This window comes from Microvirga sp. 2MCAF35 (assembly GCF_052115545.1).
GTDB lineage: Bacteria > Pseudomonadota > Alphaproteobacteria > Rhizobiales > Beijerinckiaceae > Microvirga.
Genome location: NZ_JBFRGW010000011.1, coordinates 98126 through 116341 on the forward strand (window position 1 = coordinate 98126; position 18216 = coordinate 116341).

17 protein-coding genes and 1 pseudogene are annotated in these 18216 nt (G+C 62.7%); 6 read left to right on the forward strand and 12 right to left on the reverse strand.

Features of this window, described 5'->3' with window-relative positions; all coding sequences use genetic code 11:
* Nucleotides 1-171 precede the first annotated feature (171 nt).
* From AB4097_RS08250 to AB4097_RS08260, 3 genes are all read left to right on the forward strand, one after another.
* On the forward strand, nucleotides 172-510 hold the full coding sequence (locus tag AB4097_RS08250; protein WP_009490961.1) for a P-II family nitrogen regulator: 339 nt from the start codon (nucleotides 172-174) through the stop codon (nucleotides 508-510).
* Between the two features lie 69 nt (nucleotides 511-579).
* Nucleotides 580-1989 (forward strand): type I glutamate--ammonia ligase, encoded by a 1410-nt coding sequence (glnA, locus tag AB4097_RS08255; RefSeq protein ID WP_442038331.1) that lies wholly within the window; start codon nucleotides 580-582, stop codon nucleotides 1987-1989.
* 264 nt (nucleotides 1990-2253) lie between these two features.
* Nucleotides 2254-3189 (forward strand): protein-L-isoaspartate O-methyltransferase family protein, encoded by a 936-nt coding sequence (locus tag AB4097_RS08260; RefSeq protein WP_442038333.1) that lies wholly within the window; start codon nucleotides 2254-2256, stop codon nucleotides 3187-3189.
* A 184-nt stretch (nucleotides 3190-3373) separates the two neighbouring features.
* Here the strand turns inward: AB4097_RS08260 and AB4097_RS08265 are convergent, their stop codons facing one another.
* Nucleotides 3374-4003 (reverse strand): outer membrane protein, encoded by a 630-nt coding sequence (locus AB4097_RS08265; RefSeq protein WP_442038335.1) that lies wholly within the window; start codon nucleotides 4001-4003, stop codon nucleotides 3374-3376.
* Between the two features lie 310 nt (nucleotides 4004-4313).
* On the reverse strand, nucleotides 4314-5012 hold the full coding sequence (locus tag AB4097_RS08270; RefSeq protein ID WP_442038337.1) for an alpha/beta fold hydrolase: 699 nt from the start codon (nucleotides 5010-5012) through the stop codon (nucleotides 4314-4316).
* 189 nt (nucleotides 5013-5201) lie between these two features.
* Here AB4097_RS08270 and AB4097_RS08275 point away from each other — a divergent pair, with 189 nt between their 5' ends.
* Entirely contained in the window at nucleotides 5202-6662 is a 1461-nt protein-coding gene (locus AB4097_RS08275; RefSeq protein ID WP_442038339.1) for a DEAD/DEAH box helicase, read from the forward strand.
* A gap of 5 nt (nucleotides 6663-6667) precedes the next feature.
* Here AB4097_RS08275 and AB4097_RS08280 read toward each other — a convergent pair whose 3' ends face one another.
* Both AB4097_RS08280 and AB4097_RS08285 read right to left on the reverse strand, forming a co-directional pair.
* Nucleotides 6668-7060 (reverse strand): TfoX/Sxy family protein, encoded by a 393-nt coding sequence (locus tag AB4097_RS08280; RefSeq protein WP_442038341.1) that lies wholly within the window; start codon nucleotides 7058-7060, stop codon nucleotides 6668-6670.
* Between the two features lie 80 nt (nucleotides 7061-7140).
* Nucleotides 7141-7521, reverse strand: a complete 381-nt coding sequence (locus AB4097_RS08285; RefSeq protein WP_442038343.1) for a HesB/IscA family protein — start codon at nucleotides 7519-7521, stop codon at nucleotides 7141-7143.
* A 172-nt stretch (nucleotides 7522-7693) separates the two neighbouring features.
* On the opposite strand from AB4097_RS08285, the pseudogene AB4097_RS08290 reads away from it, so the two are divergent.
* Nucleotides 7694-8098, forward strand: a pseudogene (locus tag AB4097_RS08290) (cation:proton antiporter domain-containing protein); the annotation flags it as partial.
* Nucleotides 8099-8152: 54 nt separating this feature from the next.
* Here the strand turns inward: AB4097_RS08290 and AB4097_RS08295 are convergent.
* The 7 genes from AB4097_RS08295 to AB4097_RS08325 all read right to left on the reverse strand — a co-directional run bounded on the left by AB4097_RS08295 (nucleotide 8153) and on the right by AB4097_RS08325 (nucleotide 16339).
* On the reverse strand, nucleotides 8153-9373 hold the full coding sequence (locus tag AB4097_RS08295; RefSeq protein ID WP_442038345.1) for an FAD-dependent oxidoreductase: 1221 nt from the start codon (nucleotides 9371-9373) through the stop codon (nucleotides 8153-8155).
* Nucleotides 9374-9679: 306 nt separating this feature from the next.
* Entirely contained in the window at nucleotides 9680-10054 is a 375-nt protein-coding gene (locus tag AB4097_RS08300) for an SUF system Fe-S cluster assembly protein (RefSeq protein WP_442038366.1), read from the reverse strand.
* Nucleotides 10055-10073: 19 nt separating this feature from the next.
* Entirely contained in the window at nucleotides 10074-11309 is a 1236-nt protein-coding gene (locus AB4097_RS08305; RefSeq protein WP_442038347.1) for a cysteine desulfurase, read from the reverse strand.
* A 113-nt stretch (nucleotides 11310-11422) separates the two neighbouring features.
* Nucleotides 11423-12736 (reverse strand): Fe-S cluster assembly protein SufD, encoded by a 1314-nt coding sequence (gene sufD, locus AB4097_RS08310; RefSeq protein WP_442038349.1) that lies wholly within the window; start codon nucleotides 12734-12736, stop codon nucleotides 11423-11425.
* A 1-nt stretch (nucleotide 12737) separates the two neighbouring features.
* Nucleotides 12738-13490: a Fe-S cluster assembly ATPase SufC gene (gene sufC / locus AB4097_RS08315; protein ID WP_442038351.1), complete on the reverse strand. Its 753-nt coding sequence runs from the start codon at nucleotides 13488-13490 to the stop codon at nucleotides 12738-12740.
* A gap of 134 nt (nucleotides 13491-13624) precedes the next feature.
* Nucleotides 13625-15097: a Fe-S cluster assembly protein SufB gene (sufB, locus tag AB4097_RS08320; protein WP_442038353.1), complete on the reverse strand. Its 1473-nt coding sequence runs from the start codon at nucleotides 15095-15097 to the stop codon at nucleotides 13625-13627.
* Nucleotides 15098-15166: 69 nt separating this feature from the next.
* Nucleotides 15167-16339 carry a cysteine desulfurase family protein gene (locus AB4097_RS08325; RefSeq protein ID WP_442038355.1) on the reverse strand — a complete coding sequence of 391 codons (1173 nt, stop codon included), beginning with the start codon at nucleotides 16337-16339 and terminating at the stop codon, nucleotides 15167-15169.
* Between the two features lie 233 nt (nucleotides 16340-16572).
* Here AB4097_RS08325 and AB4097_RS08330 point away from each other — a divergent pair, with 233 nt between their 5' ends.
* Nucleotides 16573-17229 (forward strand): alpha/beta hydrolase, encoded by a 657-nt coding sequence (locus AB4097_RS08330; protein WP_442038357.1) that lies wholly within the window; start codon nucleotides 16573-16575, stop codon nucleotides 17227-17229.
* Between the two features lie 82 nt (nucleotides 17230-17311).
* On the opposite strand, the gene AB4097_RS08335 is transcribed toward AB4097_RS08330, so the two are convergent.
* The coding region (locus tag AB4097_RS08335; protein ID WP_442038359.1) for a calcium-binding protein at nucleotides 17312-18216 on the reverse strand (905 nt) is incomplete at its 5' end.

Sequence of the window (18216 nt, forward strand, 5' to 3'; positions counted from 1 at the left end):
AAACGGACCTGTTTTCGAGGATTTGGCGAGCTTTTCCGCAACTGCCCAAACTTTGATCACAATATGCCCATCAACTCGGCAGATTGGCCCAATTTGAATCGATGACCGCATGGAAGGCGCTCCGGGCTGGTGCTAAAAGCGGCAAAACCTCGAACGAAACGGTTGACCGGGATGAAGAAGATCGAAGCCATCATCAAGCCCTTCAAGCTCGATGAAGTCAAAGAAGCTCTCCAGGAAGTCGGCCTTCAGGGCATCACCGTCATCGAGGCGAAAGGCTTCGGCCGCCAGAAGGGCCACACCGAACTCTATCGCGGCGCGGAGTACGTGGTGGATTTCCTCCCCAAGGTGAAGCTGGAGATCGTCCTGAACGACGACATGGCCGAGAGCGCCATCGAGGCGATCCGCAAGGCCGCTCAGACCGGGCGCATCGGCGACGGCAAGATTTTCGTTTCGACGGTCGAAGAGGCCGTTCGCATCCGCACGGGCGAGACCGGATCCGACGCGATCTAAGCTCGCTTTCCCAAGCCAAGGCCTTCAGGCCGAGGACTATCTCTAAGGGCAGAAGAGGACCAGACGATCATGCAGACCGCCAAGGATGTGCTCAAGGCGATCAAAGATAACGACGTCCAATACGTCGACTTCCGTTTCACCGACCCGCGCGGCAAGTGGCAGCATGTGACCTTCGACGTCTCGATGGTCGACGAGGACATGTTCGCCGACGGCATCATGTTCGACGGTTCGTCCATCGCCGGCTGGAAGGCGATCAACGAATCCGACATGACCCTCATGCCCGACCCGACGACTGCCCAGATGGACCCGTTCTTCTCGGCGTCCACCCTGGTCATCAACTGCGACATTCTCGAGCCGGCCACGGGCGAGCCTTATAACCGCGATCCGCGCGGCATCGCCAAGAAGGCCGAAGCCTATCTGCAGTCCACGGGCATCGCCGACACGGTCTATGTCGGTCCCGAGGCCGAGTTCTTCGTGTTCGACGACGTGAAGTTCATGGCCGATCCCTACAACACCGGCTTCAAGCTCGACTCTTCCGAGCTGCCGATCAACGGCGACACGCCTTACGAGGGCGGCAACCTCGGCCACCGCATTCCGATCAAGGGCGGCTACTTCCCGGTTCCGCCGCTGGATTCCGCTCAGGACATGCGTGGCGAGATGCTGGCCGCCATGAAGGCCATGGGCGTCACGGTCGAGAAGCACCACCACGAGGTGGCTTCCGCCCAGCACGAGCTCGGCACGAAGTTCAACACCCTCGTGCGCACCGCCGACGAGATGCAGATCTACAAGTACTGCATCCACAACGTCGCCCAGTCCTACGGCAAGACGGCCACCTTCATGCCGAAGCCGGTCTATGGCGACAACGGCTCGGGCATGCACGTGCACCAGTCCCTGTGGAAGGGCGGCAAGCCTCTGTTCGCAGGCAACAAATACGCCGACCTCAGCCAGGAATGCCTGTGGTACATCGGCGGCATCATCAAGCACGCCAAGGCGCTGAACGCCTTCACCAACCCGTCGACGAACTCCTACAAGCGTCTCGTCCCAGGCTACGAGGCTCCGGTGCTGCTGGCCTACTCCGCCCGTAACCGCTCGGCCTCCTGCCGTATTCCGTGGACGACCTCGCCGAAGGCCAAGCGCGTCGAGGTTCGCTTCCCCGATCCGACCGCCAATCCGTATCTCGCCTTCGCGGCGCTGATGATGGCCGGTCTCGACGGCATCCTGAACAAGATCGATCCCGGCCAGGCGATGGACAAGGATCTCTACGATCTGCCGCCGCGCGAGCTGAAGAAGATCCCGACGGTCTGCGGCAGCTTGCGCGAAGCCCTCGCCAGCCTCGACAAGGACCGCGCGTTCCTCAAGGCCGGCGGCGTCTTCAGCGACGACTTCATCGACAGCTACATCGAGCTGAAGATGACGGAGGTCGCTCGCTTCGAGATGACCCCGCATCCGGTCGAGTTCCAGATGTACTACTCCGTCTAACGGATCAGACTTTCCTCCCGGCTGCGGAATCGCAGCCTCCCTTCACCGGGGCTCGACAAGAGCCCCGGTTTTTTGTGGTCGAAGGACTACCTCGCGCAAGCTTTTGAACCGACCGCGTTGATGCCTTTGGCCAGCGGCACAAGTTGGGACTGATGCGTACTGGCGGACTCTGAGTTCGCGATTAGGCTCGCAGAGGCTCTCCGAAGCCCCAAGCTTTCCAGCTGCAACCTCCGACGCTAGACTCTCATTCTACGGGAGCCGCCAATGACAGACGCTGCGATGCCTGCCGTGAAACTGGAAATCGTGAGGCGCGCCTTTGCTCGCCAGATGGTCGGGTTGATCGGCAGTGCGAATGAACGCCTCGAAGCAGCCTTCGCAATCGTTCATCGGGAGCGGTTCCTCGGCACCGAGCCATGGCAGATTCGGCACGGCCCTGAAGGTTGGGTGTCGCTACCGTCTAACGATCCTGTCTATGTCTACCAGGACGTACTTTTTGTTCTTTCCCGAGAGCGTGGAGTGAACAACGGCAGCCCTTCGCTGCATGCCAGGATGATGAATGCGCTCAATCCCAAACCGGGAGACACAGTCGTGCACATCGGCGCGGGCACAGGCTACTACACGGCGATTCTGGCCGAATTGGTCGGCCCCTCGGGAAGAGTCGTTGCCGTCGAGTACGACCATGCATTAGCCGAGCGGGCGCGGGTTAATCTCATGCCCTGGCCAAATGTCGAGGTTGTCCATGACGACGGGGCTGCTTGGCCCCAGGGCGAAGCGGATGGGATCTATGTGAATTTTGCAGTTGAGCGACCTGCTGAACCTTGGATTGAGCTCCTACGCCCCGGAGGGCATTTGGTGTTCCCCCTCGGGGTTAGAGGGCGGCCGGAATCACCCGTTGGACCGCGGCATACCATCCGAGGAGGCGTCCTCCTTATGGTGAAGGATAGAGCAGAGCATCCGGTTGAGATCGTGAGCCCTGCAAGCTTTGTCTGCGTGGAAGGGACACTTGCGGCCAGCGATGAAGAAAGAGAGCGGCTTGCAGCTGCATTCAACCGCGGCGGCGCCGAGTTCGTCAGGGCTCTTATCTGGAAACGCCCCGTAGATCCGGCACGGTGTTGGTATGTGGCGGCCGACTGGGCGCTCTCCTATGACTCACCTCGGATAGATCGCGGAGGTGACCAAGCTCTGAAGCATCGGACATGAATCCAAACTCACGTCCCATGACTCACGTTATGGCTTTGACGCATCTTTTCACGCAGAATCGGGAGCTTTGAGCGCCGCCCTCAGCGCACCGTTCGAAGCGAAGTCGGTTTTCCGCACGATCTCCCAAAAACAAAAAAGGCCCGGTGTTTCCACCGGGCCTCTCTTATCGCCGAAGCGACGGATCTTAGTAGGTGCTGAAGCGGTAGTTCAGACCAGCGCGAACCACGCCGAACTCGGCGTCGTTGTTGATGCCCAGGAAGTTGTCGTCCTGGTCGAGGTTCACGTACAGACCTTCGACCTTGGCCGACAGGTTGTTGGTGAAGGCGTACTCGATGCCGCCGCCGACGGTCCAGCCCGTGGCGTCGTCAGCAAAGGCGAAACCGCCGGTTGCGTAGATCAGAGCGCGGTCGAAAGCCACACCGGCGCGAGCACGAACCGTGCCGAACCAGTCGCTGTTGTTGAAGTCGGCAAGGCGGCCGTCACGGAGGACGACGTCATCGCCACCGAAATCGGCGTACTGGATGTCGCCTTCGAGACCGACCACGAACGAACCGATCTGGTAGTTGTAGCCAGCCTGAGCGCCGCCGACGAAGCCACCGTCGTCATTGAGGCTGTAGCGGAAGTTGTCGAACACGAAATCGTCGTTCGTGTTCCAGCCGTAGCCGGCGTTCACACCGACGTAGAAGCCGGTCCAGGTGAAGACCGGAACGGCAGCGATGACCGGAGCCGGAGCGCGGCGGGACGGGAGGTCAGCAGCCAGAGCGCCAGAGGCGAGGCCGAGCAGGGCAACCGAAGAGAGGAGGATCTTTTTCATTTGTCTTGGTCCATCTGTTAGAAGGATGTGACGCAGCTTGTAGCCCAGAGCCGCCCTATCGTCTGTCACTTTCCTGCCACAGTTAAGACAAGAAGCGCGGCTTTTCGCATCCGCAACCGAAAGTAGGCGGGTTTTACCGCATCGCCGTTCCGTACCTTGCCATCTCCGCCCCGACTTCAGTCTTGAAATTTATTTTCCAGATCAGGATCTTAGATCAAAAAACAAGGACTTAACGAGGCGTTAATCGAGCCAGTAACCACTTATTGACCATGCTCGCGTGGAGTTTCGCAAGCGTACGGCGTTCCGATGGTTAATGGCCGTTAAGCCACAATTCCATTGCGTGGCTGACCCGATCAGGCTGTTCGAGAGTCGACATGTGCCCTGCCCCGGGCACCACGACCAGGGACGCCCATTCGATCATCTCGGCCATCTCGCGGGCGATCTCGGGCGGCGTGATCGAATCGCCGTCCCCGACCAGAACCAAGGTGGGAATTTCGATTCCCGGCAAAGAAGGGCGCGAATCGACTCGCGCCATGATGGCCCGCTGCTGCCGGATAAAGGCTTCGAAACCCGTCTCCCGCATCATTCCGAGCATGACGTCCCGGAGAGCCCGGTCGCCCAGATGATCGGGATGGACCAGGCGGGGCCAGAGCGCTGAATTGATTTCATCGATCCGCCCCGCCTCCGCCAGCGCGATCAGCCGCTTGCGGTCCTGGCTCGCCTCTGGCGTGTCGGGGCGCGCGCTGGTGTCGAGCAGGGCCAGCCGTTCCACCCGTTCCGGCGCCTGGCGCATCACCTCCATGGCGATGTACCCGCCCATGGAGAGCCCCGCGAGAGCGAATCTCCCGGGTACGTCCCGCAGGAGGCGGGCGGCCATCGCGGCAATCGAATCATCCCGGGGGTTTTCCGCCACGATAATGTTGCGGCCCGAGGACAGAGCTGCGATCTGGGGCTCGAAGAGCCGGGCGGTGCAGGCCAATCCGGGAATCAGAACAAGTGTTTCGGCCATTCAAACGTCCCTTTGTCGCCTCTCGGCAAGTTTCCTTGGATTGACAAGCGCATAGCTTATCTTATGGTCCCGCCAATCCTTTAACTTGAGCAAGAACCTCAGGTGAAACCAGTCTCGCGCCTGTTTGTTGCCGTAGAGCGCGGCCGGCACTTAAGAGCGCGCCCAGCCCCTCAACGGTAATTAGCATTCATGTCGTTCGCCGAACTCGGACTTAGCGATAAAGTTCAACAGGCCGTAACAAGCGCCGGATACACGGAGCCGACGCCGATCCAGGCCCAGGCCATTCCGCACGTCCTTTCCCGCCGCGATGTGCTGGGCATCGCCCAGACTGGCACCGGCAAGACGGCCGCCTTCACGCTCCCGATGCTAACCCTGCTCGAAACCGGGCGGGCGCGGGCACGCATGCCCCGCACGCTGATTCTCGAGCCGACGCGCGAGCTGGCCGCCCAGGTCGAGGAGAACTTCGACAAGTACGGGATCAATCACAAGCTGTCCGTCGCCCTGCTCATCGGCGGCATGTCCTTCGGCGACCAGGATGCCAAGATCACCCGTGGCGTCGACGTGCTGATCGCCACCCCGGGCCGTCTGCTCGACCATTTCGAGCGCGGCAAGCTCCTGCTCACGGGCGTCGAGCTGCTCGTGATCGACGAGGCCGACCGGATGCTCGACATGGGCTTCATCCCGGATATCGAGCGGATCGTGAAGCTGGTGCCGTTCACCCGCCAGACCCTGTTCTTCTCCGCCACCATGCCGCCGGAGATCCAGCGCCTCGCCGACGCCTTCCTTCACAATCCGGTGAAGGTGGAGGTCGCCCGCGCCGCTTCGACAGCTTCCACGATCACCCAGCGCCTGGTGGCGACGGGCCGTGAGGATTACGAGAAGCGCGAGACCCTGCGCGAGCTGATCCGAAGCGCCACGGACCTGCAGAACGCCATCGTGTTCTGCAATCGCAAGCGCGACGTGGCAGTCCTGCACCGCTCCCTCCAGAAGCACGGCTTCGACGCCGCGGCCCTCCACGGCGACATGGACCAGCATGCCCGCATGGCCGCGCTCGACAGCTTCCGCAGCGGCGAGATGCCGATCCTGGTTGCCAGCGACGTGGCGGCCCGCGGCCTGGACATTCCGGCGGTCAGCCACGTGTTCAACTACGACATTCCGCACCACGCGGAGGATTACGTCCACAGGATCGGCCGAACGGGACGTGCGGGACGGAGCGGCCAATCCTTCACGCTGGTGGGTCCGGGCGACGAGAAATCGCTGGCGGCCATTGAAAAGCTGATCGGCCAGCCGGTCGAGTGGCAGGGGCCGACGCTCGCCGAGCGCCCGGCCTCGGAAGGCTCTTCCCGCCGTCGCGGCGGAAGGGGCGAAGAGCGCTCGCGCGGCCGCAAGGTCAAGGTCCGTTCGGGCGGCAGGAGCCGCGGGCCTTCCGAAGAATCGCGGGAGGAGGCTCCCGTCGCGCGAGCGGCTCAGCCTGCCCGCGAGGAGCACGAGAACCGCAGACCTCGGCAGGAGCGCCAGGAGCGCTCGTCGGATCGGGGCTATCACGGACGCTCGCGGCGCGACGACGACATGGACGAGAAGGTGATCGGTCTCGGCGATCACGTCCCGGCCTTCCTCATGCGGCCCGTGACGACCAAGAAAGCCAAGTAGGAAAGCTAAGTAGCGGGTTCCGCGGTCTTCTTCGGAACCTTGCGGCCCGACTTGGCCCGGCCGCCCTTCCGCGCCTGGGCGGATTTCGCCCTTCGGGCCGTCGCCATGGCCATGGCGGCAAGCTGTGCCGCCTCGTCGGGATCGTCGAGGGCCGATTCCGGCATGAGCCAATAGCTCATGATGCTCTTGCGCCCGTCCCGGGTCTCGTAGGCGAAGGGGCGCGAGCCCCGATCCCGGAAGAACCCGGCCGTCTCGTCGTCGGCCTTGAGATAGACCTCGTCGGACGCCACAAGGGCGAACATCAACTCGCCCTGATACACCCCCTGCCCGCCGAACATCCGGCGGACATGCACCGGGCCGAGACTGCGGAAGATGTCGCGAAGATCCTCGGGATCCATGACCTGATTCCGATGCTTCAAGCTTTTGGTTTTGCGCATCTTTACACGCAAAACCGGTTCCCACTTTTGCGTTCGATGCGCTACCCGGCCGATTGAAGGGCCGCAGGCGTCGCCGGAGTGATCGCCACCGACTCGCCGCAGCCGCAGGCCGAGGTCTGGTTCGGGTTGTTGAACACGAACTGGGACGACATCTTGCTGGTCTGGAAATCCATTTCCGTGCCGAGCAGGAACAGCACGGCCTTAGGGTCGATCAGGACGGTCACGCCCTTGTCCTCAACCACCTCGTCGAGCGGGTTGACGCTCTCCGCATATTCCATGGTGTAGGACATGCCGGCGCAGCCGCCGTTCTTGACGCCGACGCGCACGCCCACGATGGGGCGGTCCGCCTTGCCGATGATGTCCTTGACGCGGTTTGCCGCCGCGTCGGTCAAGGTGACGACCTTGAAACCGGGTAGTGCCATAAGCCTTCTCTCCTGACGGCCGGGTTCAAGGCCCGGGCAGAACGAGTTCGATCTTCCATAAATAAGAGCTGAAACGGCAAACGTCGAGACCGTTCAGGGTTGCTCCTATGGCCCAGGTCGCTCATATCGGATGGATCCCATCCCACACTGCGCCGCTTCCCAAGGATAGCAGATGCCGCATCACACGCCGCTGATATCGACCATCGTCATCGGCCTCGTGATGGCATTCACCCTCGGCACCATCGCGCATCGCTTCCGCCTCTCCCCGCTCATCGGCTACCTTCTCGCAGGCGTCCTAGCCGGCCCGTTCACGCCGGGCTACGTGGCCGATCAGGGACTCGCCAACCAGCTTGCCGAAATCGGCGTGATCCTGCTGATGTTCGGCGTGGGGCTTCACTTCTCCCTGAAGGATCTTCTCTCCGTCAAAGCCATCGCGATCCCGGGCGCCGTCGTCCAGATCGCCAGCGCCACGCTTCTCGGCATGGGGCTCGCCTGGGCGATGGGGTGGAACCCCATCGGCGGCCTCGTCTTCGGTCTGGCGCTCTCCGTCGCCAGTACGGTCGTGCTGTTGCGCTCACCCGTCCTGTCATCCGTCGAGGACGCGGATGACATGCCCAATGGCGACGAACCTCTATCGGACGTGCTCGGGCCGGAATCCAATGCCGATGAGGCGGGCGGGAAGCCGGCGGAAGAGCGGCCAACGGGCCAGCAGGCGGACGAGCCAGGGCGCTGAGACCGGCTTCTTGCTTTTCAGGACCGGATCGATCAGCTGGTTCTGCAGCAGGACCTGAAGCCCTTGTGTCATGCGTGTCGGCCACTCACGCCGCTTCTGCACGAGAGCGAGAGATTCAGGCCCGACAGGCCCCTGCTTCAGCAACGGCCCCAGTATATTGGACGTCGCGACAGCATCCTGTATGGCGAGATTGATCCCGACGCCGCCGGCCGGCGACATGGCATGGGCGGCATCGCCGATGCACAGGAGGCCCGGCTTGAACCATTGCTTCAGCCGGTCCACGGCAACGGTCAGGAGCTTGATCTCGTCCCAGGATTGCAGCTCCTCGACACGGCTCCCGAGGAAAGGGGCCATTCCTGCGAGCTTTGCCCGGAAGGCCGGAAGCCCCTCTTGCCGGAGCTGTTCGACCGTTCCTTTCGGGATGAGGTAGGCGCATTGCCAGTAATCGCCGCGATCGATCATCACCAGCATCTGCCCGGCCTCGATCCGTCCGAGCAGTTGGCTGGGATCGCCCGGCTGCTTCGATAGCCTCAGCCAGAGCACGTCCATGGGCGCGCCGATATCGAGGATTTCGAACCCTGCCTTCTCCCGTATCACCGAGTGTCGCCCGTCGGCCGCCACCACGAGGTCGGCCCGCACCTCGAAAGATCCCTCCGGCATCGCGCCCCGCACACCCACCACCTTGCCCTGCTCCTCGATCAGGTCGGTTGCCTCCGCCAGCAGCCGCAGATGGAAATGTGGATAGGCACGTGCGTGATCGGCCAGGAAATCGAGGAAATCCCATTGCGGCATGAAGGCAATGAACTTGCACCGCGTGGGCAGGTGGGAGAAGTCGCCCATCTTCAGGGTCTCGCCCCCGACGACGAGGCTGACGGTCTGCGCCTCCTGATGCGCCCGGGCGAGGAATTCCTGCAGCAGACCAAGTTCGCCCATGATCTCGAGGGTCGAGGGATGAATGGTGTCGCCGCGGAAATCCCGCAGGAAATCGGCATGCTTTTCGAGGACCACCACGTCGATCCCCTGCCGGGCCAACAGAAAACCCAGCATCATCCCGGCCGGCCCACCGCCGACGATACAGCAGCGGGTGTGCAGAATCTCAGGGGGATGAGGCGTGTCCATGCTGGCCTCCCTAAAGTCTAGCCGATCAACCGGCGCTTGCCCGAGCCCTCATCCTGAGGAGCGAAGCGTCTCGAAGGACGAGGGCATATCCAGTGCTCTCTGGAACCTCCTTCGAGACGCCGCTTGCAGCGGCTCCTCAGGATGAGGTCAGATTTTGACGATCCGCCTCTCGGAAGCTCCGGCGAATGCCGTCAGGCTTAGAGAAACTTAGCACAGGTTAATGACGATAGCCTCATCGTCATTGCAGAACGACAATGGCCGGGACGAGCCCGGCCATGACGTCGAAGAGAATGTGAAAGCTTTAGCTCACCACATGTCGAGGGCGACACGGGCCTCGTCGGACATGCGGCTCTGGTCCCATGGCGGATCGAAGACCATGTTCACCTTGACGTTCTGGATGCCCTGGACGGACGCGACGGCGTTCTCGACCCAGCCGGGCATCTCGCCGGCGACCGGGCATCCGGGCGCGGTCAGGGTCATGTCGATGACCACGTTGCGGTCGTCATCGATATCGACCCGGTAGATCAGGCCGAGCTCGTAGATGTCCGACGGAATTTCCGGATCGTAGACGGTCTTGAGCGCCGAGATGATGTCGTCCGTCATACGGTCGAGCTCTTCCGGCGGAATCTTGGAACCCGGAGACACCTGCGGCGCGTTGGGCCCATCCTGGTTCGGGGTCATGTCGTTCACGGGTCAATCCTCAAGCAAACAGGGCTTCGGCCTTCTGCAGGGCTTCAGCCAGCTTATCGACTTCTTGCATTGTGTTGTAGAGGCCAAATGAGGCGCGGCAGGTCGAGGTCGCGCCAAAGCGTTCCAGCAGCGGCATGGCGCAGTGGGTGCCGGCCCGGACGGCCACGCCCTGCCGGTCGATGATGGTCGCGACGTCATGGGCGTGCGCGTTCTTCATCTCGAAGGACAGGATGGCGCCCTTGCCCTTGGCCTGGCCGATGATCCGGATCGAGTTCATGGCCCCCAGGCGCTCGTGCGCATAGGCCGAGAGCGCCGCCTCGTGCGCCTGGATATTCTCTCGCCCGAGCTGCATCATGAAGCGCAGGGCCGCATCGAGACCGATGGCTTCAATGATCGGGGGGGTGCCCGCCTCGAACCGGTGCGGCGGGTCGTTGTAGGTGATCGCGTCCTGCTTCACCTCGCGGATCATCTCGCCGCCGCCCGAGTAAGGCGGCATCTTCGCGAGCAACTCGCGCTTGCCGTAGAGGACGCCGATGCCGGTGGGTCCATAAACCTTGTGGCCGGTGAAGACGTAGAAATCCGCATCGAGGTCGCGCACGTCCACCTGCAGGTGCACAGCACCCTGAGCCCCGTCGATCAGCACCGGGACCCCGTGGGCATGGGCGATGCGGATGATCTCCTTCGCGGGCGTCACGGTGCCGAGCACGTTCGACATATGCGTGATGGCGACGATCTTGGTACGCGGCGAGATGAGCTTCTCGAATTCCTCGACGAGGAAGTTGCCCTCGTCGTCCACCGGCGCCCATTTGATCACTGCGCCTTTCCGCTCGCGCAGGAAATGCCACGGCACGATGTTGGAATGGTGCTCCATGATGGAGAGGATAATCTCGTCGCCCTCTCCGATATTCATGCGCCCGAAAGAATCCGCCACCAGGTTGTAGGCTTCCGTCGCCGACTTGGTGAACACGATCTCGTCGATGGACCCGGCGTTGAGGAACTCCCGCACGGTTTCCCGCGCGCGCTCGAACCCCTCGGTCGCAACATTCGCCATGTAGTGCAGGCCGCGGTGAACGTTGGAATACCCTGTCTCCATGGTGTTCACCATGGCGTCGATCACAACCTTCGGCTTCTGAGCCGAGGCGGCGTTGTCGAGATAGACGAGCGGCTTGCCATAGACCTGGCTCGCCAGGATCGGAAACTCCGCCCGGATGGTCTCGACGTCGTATGGCTTCACAGGAGCGTTCATTGTGTCTCCTCCACCGTCATCATCGGCCTTGTGCCGGTGATCCCGATTAGGAACAGCACTGAGCTCTTCCAATCGAGATGGCCGGGACGAGCCCGGCCATGACGAACTGAGTGTTACGAGCGGGCCTTCAGCCAGCCCTCGACCGTACCGACGAGCGCCTCGCGGGCGGTTTCGTTCTCCACGAACTCCAGCGCTTCGCCCAAAAAGGCCTGGACCAGGAGGCTTTCGGCTTCCTTCTTCGGCAGGCCGCGGGCCATGAGGTAGAACAGGAGATCCTCGTCGAGCTGGCCGCAAGTGGCGCCGTGGGCGCACTGCACGTCGTCAGCGAAGATTTCGAGCTCGGGCTTGTTGTTCATGGAGCCGCCCTCCTCCAGGAGGAGAGCCGCAGACATCATCCGGCCGTCGGTCTTCTGGGCGTGATGCGGAACGATGATCTTGCCCTGGAAGACGCCCGTCGCCTCGTTGTCGATGACCGTCTTGAACAGCTCGCGGCTCTCGCAATGGGGAGCGCCGTGCTCGACGATGAGCGTCGAGTCGCCGTGCTGCGAGCCCTTGAGCATCGTCGCACCGTTGACGCGCAGATGGGTGTTCTCGCCGTCGAGGAGAGCGAAGACCTGATGGCGCGAGGTTGCGGCACCCGCCGTCACGTTAATGCTGTTGAACACGGCCTCGCCGCCGATCTTGGCCGCGAGCGTCGACAGGGCAAGTGCCTTGTCGCCCTCGGCATTGACGCGCACGTGCTGCACGTTGGTGCGGTCACCCGCGATCATCTCGACCACGTCGTTCGGCTGATGGTTCGCGCCGTCGGTGCTCTCGTGCGTTTCGAGCAGGGTCACGGACGCGCCCTCCTCCACCACCACGAGAACCCGCGTCGCCGTGGCGACGGCGGAAGTCGCCGTCGTCACGAAGCGCAGATGCACAGGCGTCTCGACAGGCCCGGCCACGCGGATCATGACGCCGTCGGCCATGAAGGACGTGTTGAGCTGGTAGACCGGGTTATCGTTCGCCCATTGGACCGGGCTCAAACGGGACAGCCACTCGTGGCCGTTCGCCAGGGCTTCCGCCAGCGGAACAATTTCGATGTTCTCGGGCAGCGCGCGGAAATCCACCGCCTCGCGCACGAAGTGGCCGTTCACGAACGGCACCTGAAGCGCCTCGACGCCCGCGAGAGCCTTGGCATTCGCCAGGGCAGCCTTGGCCTCGTCGGAGGAAGGCGCATCGGCAAAAGGTGCCACCTCGCGCAGGAGTGCCCGCAGATCCGTGTACTTGAATTCCTCGACCCGGCGGTGCGGAAGACCGCGCGCGTTGAATTGCTCGAAGGCCTGAGCGCGCGACTCACCGTTGCCGGGCAATGTCGTCTTCGCGCTCTCGAAAGCCTGCACCAGCGCGGATTCCGCCGGCGTCTTCATGAGGGTCACGTCAGCCATCTCAGGCGGCCTCGCTTTCCCGGTAATCGGCATAGCCGTTGGCCTCGAGTTCGAGCGCCAGCTCCTTGCCGCCCGTCTTCACGATACGGCCAGAATGCATGACATGCACGGTATCCGGCACGATGTGGTTCAGGAGGCGCTGGTAGTGCGTGATGACCAGGAAGGCACGGTCGGACGAACGCAGGGCGTTCACACCCTCCGAGACGATGCGCAGGGCATCGATGTCAAGGCCGGAATCGGTCTCGTCCAGGATGCAGAAGTTCGGCTGGAGCAGCGCCATCTGCAGGATTTCCATGCGCTTCTTCTCGCCGCCGGAGAAGCCGACATTGAGGGCGCGCTTGAGCATGTCCTTCGGGATTTCGAGCTGCTGGGCGGCTGCGTTCACGCGCTTGATGAAGTCCGGCGTGGTCAGCTCCTCTTCGCCGCGCGCCTTGCGCTGAGCGTTGAGGGTGGCCTTCAGGAAGGTCATCGAGGCGACGCCCGGGATCTCCAATGGGTATTGGAAGGCCAAGAACACGCCGGCGGCAGCGCGCTGGTCGGGTTCCATCTCCAGCAGGTTCTGGCCGTCGAGCAGGATCTCGCCGTCGAGGACCTCGTAGTCCTCCTTGCCGGCGATCACATAGGACAGGGTCGACTTGCCCGAGCCGTTCGGGCCCATGATGGCGGCGACCTCGCCCTTGTTCACGGTGAGGTTGAGGCCGTTGAGAATGCGCTTGTCCTCGATCTGGACAACAAGGTTCTTGATTTCGAGCATTGTGATTTTCCTAAACCCTCATCCTGAGGAGCGCGCTTCCAGCGCGCGTCTCGAAGGATGACTTCAGCGAGATGCCCCTCGTCCTTCGAGACGCCGCCCTTGGCGGCTCCTCAGGATGAGGGGCTATGTGGCGATTAACCGACCGAGCCTTCCAGCGAGATCGAGATCAGCTTCTGCGCCTCGACGGCGAACTCCATGGGGAGCTGCTGCAGGACGTCCTTCACGAAGCCGTTCACGATGAGCGCCGTCGCCTCCTCTTCCGAGAGACCGCGCTGCTGGCAGTAGAACATCTGATCTTCGGAGATCTTCGATGTGGTCGCCTCGTGCTCGAACACGGCGGTGGCGTTCTTCGACTCGATGTAGGGCACCGTATGCGCGCCGCACTGGTTGCCGATGAGGAGCGAGTCGCAGTTCGTGAAGTTGCGTGCGCCGGTCGCCTTGCGGTGAGCCGACACGAGACCGCGATAGGTGTTCTCGGACTTGCCCGCCGCGATGCCCTTCGAGATGATCCGGCTCGTGGTGTTCTTGCCCAGATGGATCATCTTGGTGCCGGAATCGACCTGCTGCATGCCGTTCGACACGGCGATCGAGTAGAACTCGCCGCGCGAGTTGTCGCCGCGCAGGATGCAGGACGGGTATTTCCAGGTGATCGCGGAACCCGTCTCCACCTGGGTCCAGGTGATGACCGAGTTCTTGCCCCGGCAATCGCCGCGCTTGGTCACGAAGTTGTAGATGCCGCCCCGGCCCTCGGCATCACCCGGATACCAGTTCTGCACCGTGGAATACTTGATCTCGGCATCGTCGAGGGCGATCAGCTCAACCACGGCGGCGTGAAGCTGGTTCTCGTCGCGCTTGGGCGCCGTGCAGCCTTCGAGATAGGACACGTAGGAGCCCTTGTCGGCGATGATCAGGGTGCGCTCGAACTGGCCGGTGTTCTTCTCGTTGATGCGGAAATAGGTCGACAGCTCCATCGGGCAGCGGACGCCCGGCGGGATGTAGACGAACGAGCCGTCGGTGAATACGGCCGAGTTCAGGGTGGCGAAGAAGTTGTCCGTCACCGGCACGACCGAGCCGAGATATTGGCGCACGAGATCCGGATATTCCCGGATTGCCTCCGAGATCGGCATGAAGATCACGCCGGCCTTGGCGAGTTCCTCCTTGAAGGTCGTGGCGACCGACACGCTGTCGAAAACCGCGTCCACGGCGACCCGGCGCTCGGGCTCGACGCCTGCGAGAATTTCCTGCTCGCGCAGCGGAATGCCGAGCTTCTCATAGGTCTTGAGAATCTCCGGATCCACCTCGTCGAGGGACTTCGGCGCCGGGTTCTTCTTCGGCGCCGCATAGTAGTAGATGTCGTTGTAGTCGATCTTGTCGTACGATACGCGCGCCCAGCTCGGCTCCTTCATGGTGAGCCAGCGCTTATAGGCGTCAAGACGCCACTGGAGCATCCATTCCGGCTCGCCCTTCTTGGCCGAGATGAAGCGGATCACGTCCTCGGAGAGGCCCTTCGGCGCCTTCTCCATCTCGACTTCGGTCTCGAAGCCGTACTTGTACTGATCGACATCGATCAGACGAACCTGATCGATCGTTTCCTGCACTGCAGGCATCTGTCTCTCCCACCGCTCACGGCTTCAAGGGCCGCGGGTTGATGACTGAAGGAACGCGAACCGGCTCTCTCAGGCCGCGCTCGCCTTCCGCTTATATAAGGTGCCGACCACCCTTTCGCACGCCTCCGCAAAGCGGATCACGTCCTCTTTCGTGGTCGACCACCCCAAACTCACACGCAAAACACCCTCGGCGAGGGTCGGCTCCACGCCCATGGCGTCGAGCACATGCGATCGCTTGACCTTTCCGGACGAGCAGGCCGAACCGGAGGACAGGGCCACGCCTGCCAGATCGAAGGCGATCAGTGCCGTCTCGGCCTTGAGGCCGGGTATGGCAAAGGCGAAGGTGTTAGGCAACCTTTCCGCAGCGGAAGACACAACAAGTGCATCCGGGGCGATCCGGCGAACCTGCGCCTCGACCTCGTCCCGCAAGGCCCGAATCCGCCTCGCTTCGTCTTCCAGGCCTGCCAGCGCCAGCTCGGCCGCCGCGCCGAAGCCCGCGATGGCCGCCACATTCTCGGTGCCGGCCCTGAATCCCTTTTCCTGCCCGCCGCCCCGGATCAGCTTGTCGCCGATCTCGAACTGGTCAGAGGCCAGAATCAGGGCACCGATCCCCTTCGGGCCACCGAGCTTGTGGCCGGAAAGCGTCATCGCATCGACGCCGAGCCCGGCGACATCGACCGGGACCTTGCCCGCTGCCTGAACAGCATCGGTATGGATCAGGCCGCCATGCTCGTGAACCAGCCGGGCCGCCTCGGCCACAGGCTGCAGCACGCCGGTCTCGTTGTTGGCAAGCTGGACCGAAACAAGAATCCGCTCGCCGCCGGCTTTCTCCAATTGGGCCCTGAGCCAATCGAGATCAAGGATTCCCTGGCTGTCGACGGGCATAATGCCGACGGCATCGCCGGGGAAGCGATGACCGTTGAGGACGCAGGGATGCTCGACGCTCCCCACCAGAAGCCTCGTCGCCCCCACCTGGCCCAGGCGGCGGAAGCCCGGCGTCAGGACAAGATTGGCCGCTTCGGTCCCGCCGCTCGTGAAGACGACATTCTTCGCCTTGGCGCCGACGAGACGCGCCACCTTCTCGCGGGCCCTCTCGATTTCGGCCCGGGCGGCGCGTCCTTCCGCATGAACCGAGGAGGCATTGCCGGGAAGCTGGAGCGCGCGCAGAACCGTCTCGGCAACCTCCGGCCGCAGGGGCGAAGTCGCGTTATGATCGAGATAGGTACGCGGGCTGAACGTCATAGCTGCCCTGAGGCCTCACGAAATTCTTGCAATCGACCCTGGTTGCCGTGCTAAAGCACCTCAACCACATCCGTCCCGTGTTTCTCCCGAGAACCGCCATCGGGCGGACAAATGAAACATCGGAACACTTTAGAATAATTCTAAGGGTTCTTTTATGAGAATCCGCGACCTGAAGTCAAGGTCATGTCAGGGTTTTCCCTCTCCACGGAGAGGTGATCAAGAGGTTCGCGTATATGCCTGAAGTCATCTTCACGGGTCCTGCCGGTCGCATCGAGGGACGCTACCAGCCTGCCAAGGAAAAGGGCGCTCCCATCGCCATCATCCTGCACCCGCACCCGCAATTCGGCGGGACGATGAACAACCAGATCGTCTACAACCTCTATTATGACTTCGTGAAACGCGGCTTCTCGGTCCTGCGCTTCAACTTCCGCGGCGTCGGCCGCAGCCAGGGCGCCTTCGATCACGGCCAGGGCGAACTCTCCGATGCCGCAGCGGCCCTCGACTGGGCCCAGGCCATGAACCCGGACGCCCGCGCCTGCTGGATCGCCGGCGTGTCCTTCGGCGCCTGGATCGGCATGCAGCTCCTCATGCGCCGGCCGGAGATCGAGGGCTTCATCTCGATCGCCGCCATGGCCAACCGCTACGATTTCTCGTTCCTCGCCCCCTGCCCGTCCTCCGGCCTGTTCGTGCATGGCTCGGAGGACCGGGTCGCGCCGGTCAAGGACGTGGTCAGCGTGATCGAGAAGGTGAAGACCCAGAAGGGCGTCAAGCTCGAACACGCCGTGATCGACGGCGCCAACCACTTCTTCGACGGCCGTGTCGAGGAGCTGATGGTGGCGGTGGACGAGTATCTCGACAAGCGCCTGGGCACGACGGAAGAAGCGGCTTGAACGGCTAGCATTGACCTGAAAGCGAGAAGGGCCGGTGGTGAGCCGGCCCTTTTTCGTCTGTTGTGGGAACCGCGCGCTGCGCTCAGACCAGAGCGAAGTTGGCCGTCGTCAGCGCCAGACCGGTGGAGAGCTGCGCGAACTTCACCTGCGCGGCCGGGCTGGCCCCGTCGGGATCGTAGTACAGCGCCCCCGTGGTGCTGCCGTACACGACCTGCGCCGCGTTGTTGGCCGTCGCTCCTGTTCCGATCACCAGCGACACCGACGCCCCAAAGCCGCCGAACACGCTCCGGCTCAGCGCGATGGTGTCCTCTGTCACGCTGAAGTCCATGATTTGGTCCACGTTCGTGGCGGCATTCAGCGCGGTGTTGAACGCGAAGGTATCCCGGCCGCCCTCTCCGAAGAGCGTGTCGTTGCCATCCCCGCCATAGAGCGTGTCGTTGTCGATACCGCCATAAACAATATCGTTACCGCCCTCGGCGAAGAGGCTGTCAGCTCCATTCACACCCTGCAGCACGTTGGACCCACCATTGCCAATGAGAACATCAGCAGCAGAGCCACCGGCGACGTTCTCGAAGTTGCTGATCACATCACCCGTGGCCAAGCCATAGCTGGTCGTGTTGGTTCCCAGATCGATATAAATTCCAAACGTGTCGTCACTGTAGTCGAGCGTGTCGGTGCCGGAACCGCCATCCAGCGTATCGGCTCCCGCGCCACCTCGGATGAGGTCATTGTCGTTACCACCGAAAATAACGTCATTGTCGTAGCCACCGAAGATGATGTCATTGCCGATGCCGCCTTCGAGCCAATCGTTGCCGTCATCGCCGTAGAGCGTGTCGCTCCCGTCCCCGCCGGCGATGGTGTCGTGGCCGCCCTGCCCGCGCAGCACGTTGTCGCCGGCACTGCCGTAGAGCGTGTCGTTGCCCGCACCGCCGGTCACGTTCTCGAAGTTGCTGATCACGTCGCCCGCCGCCTCGCCATAGAAGGCCG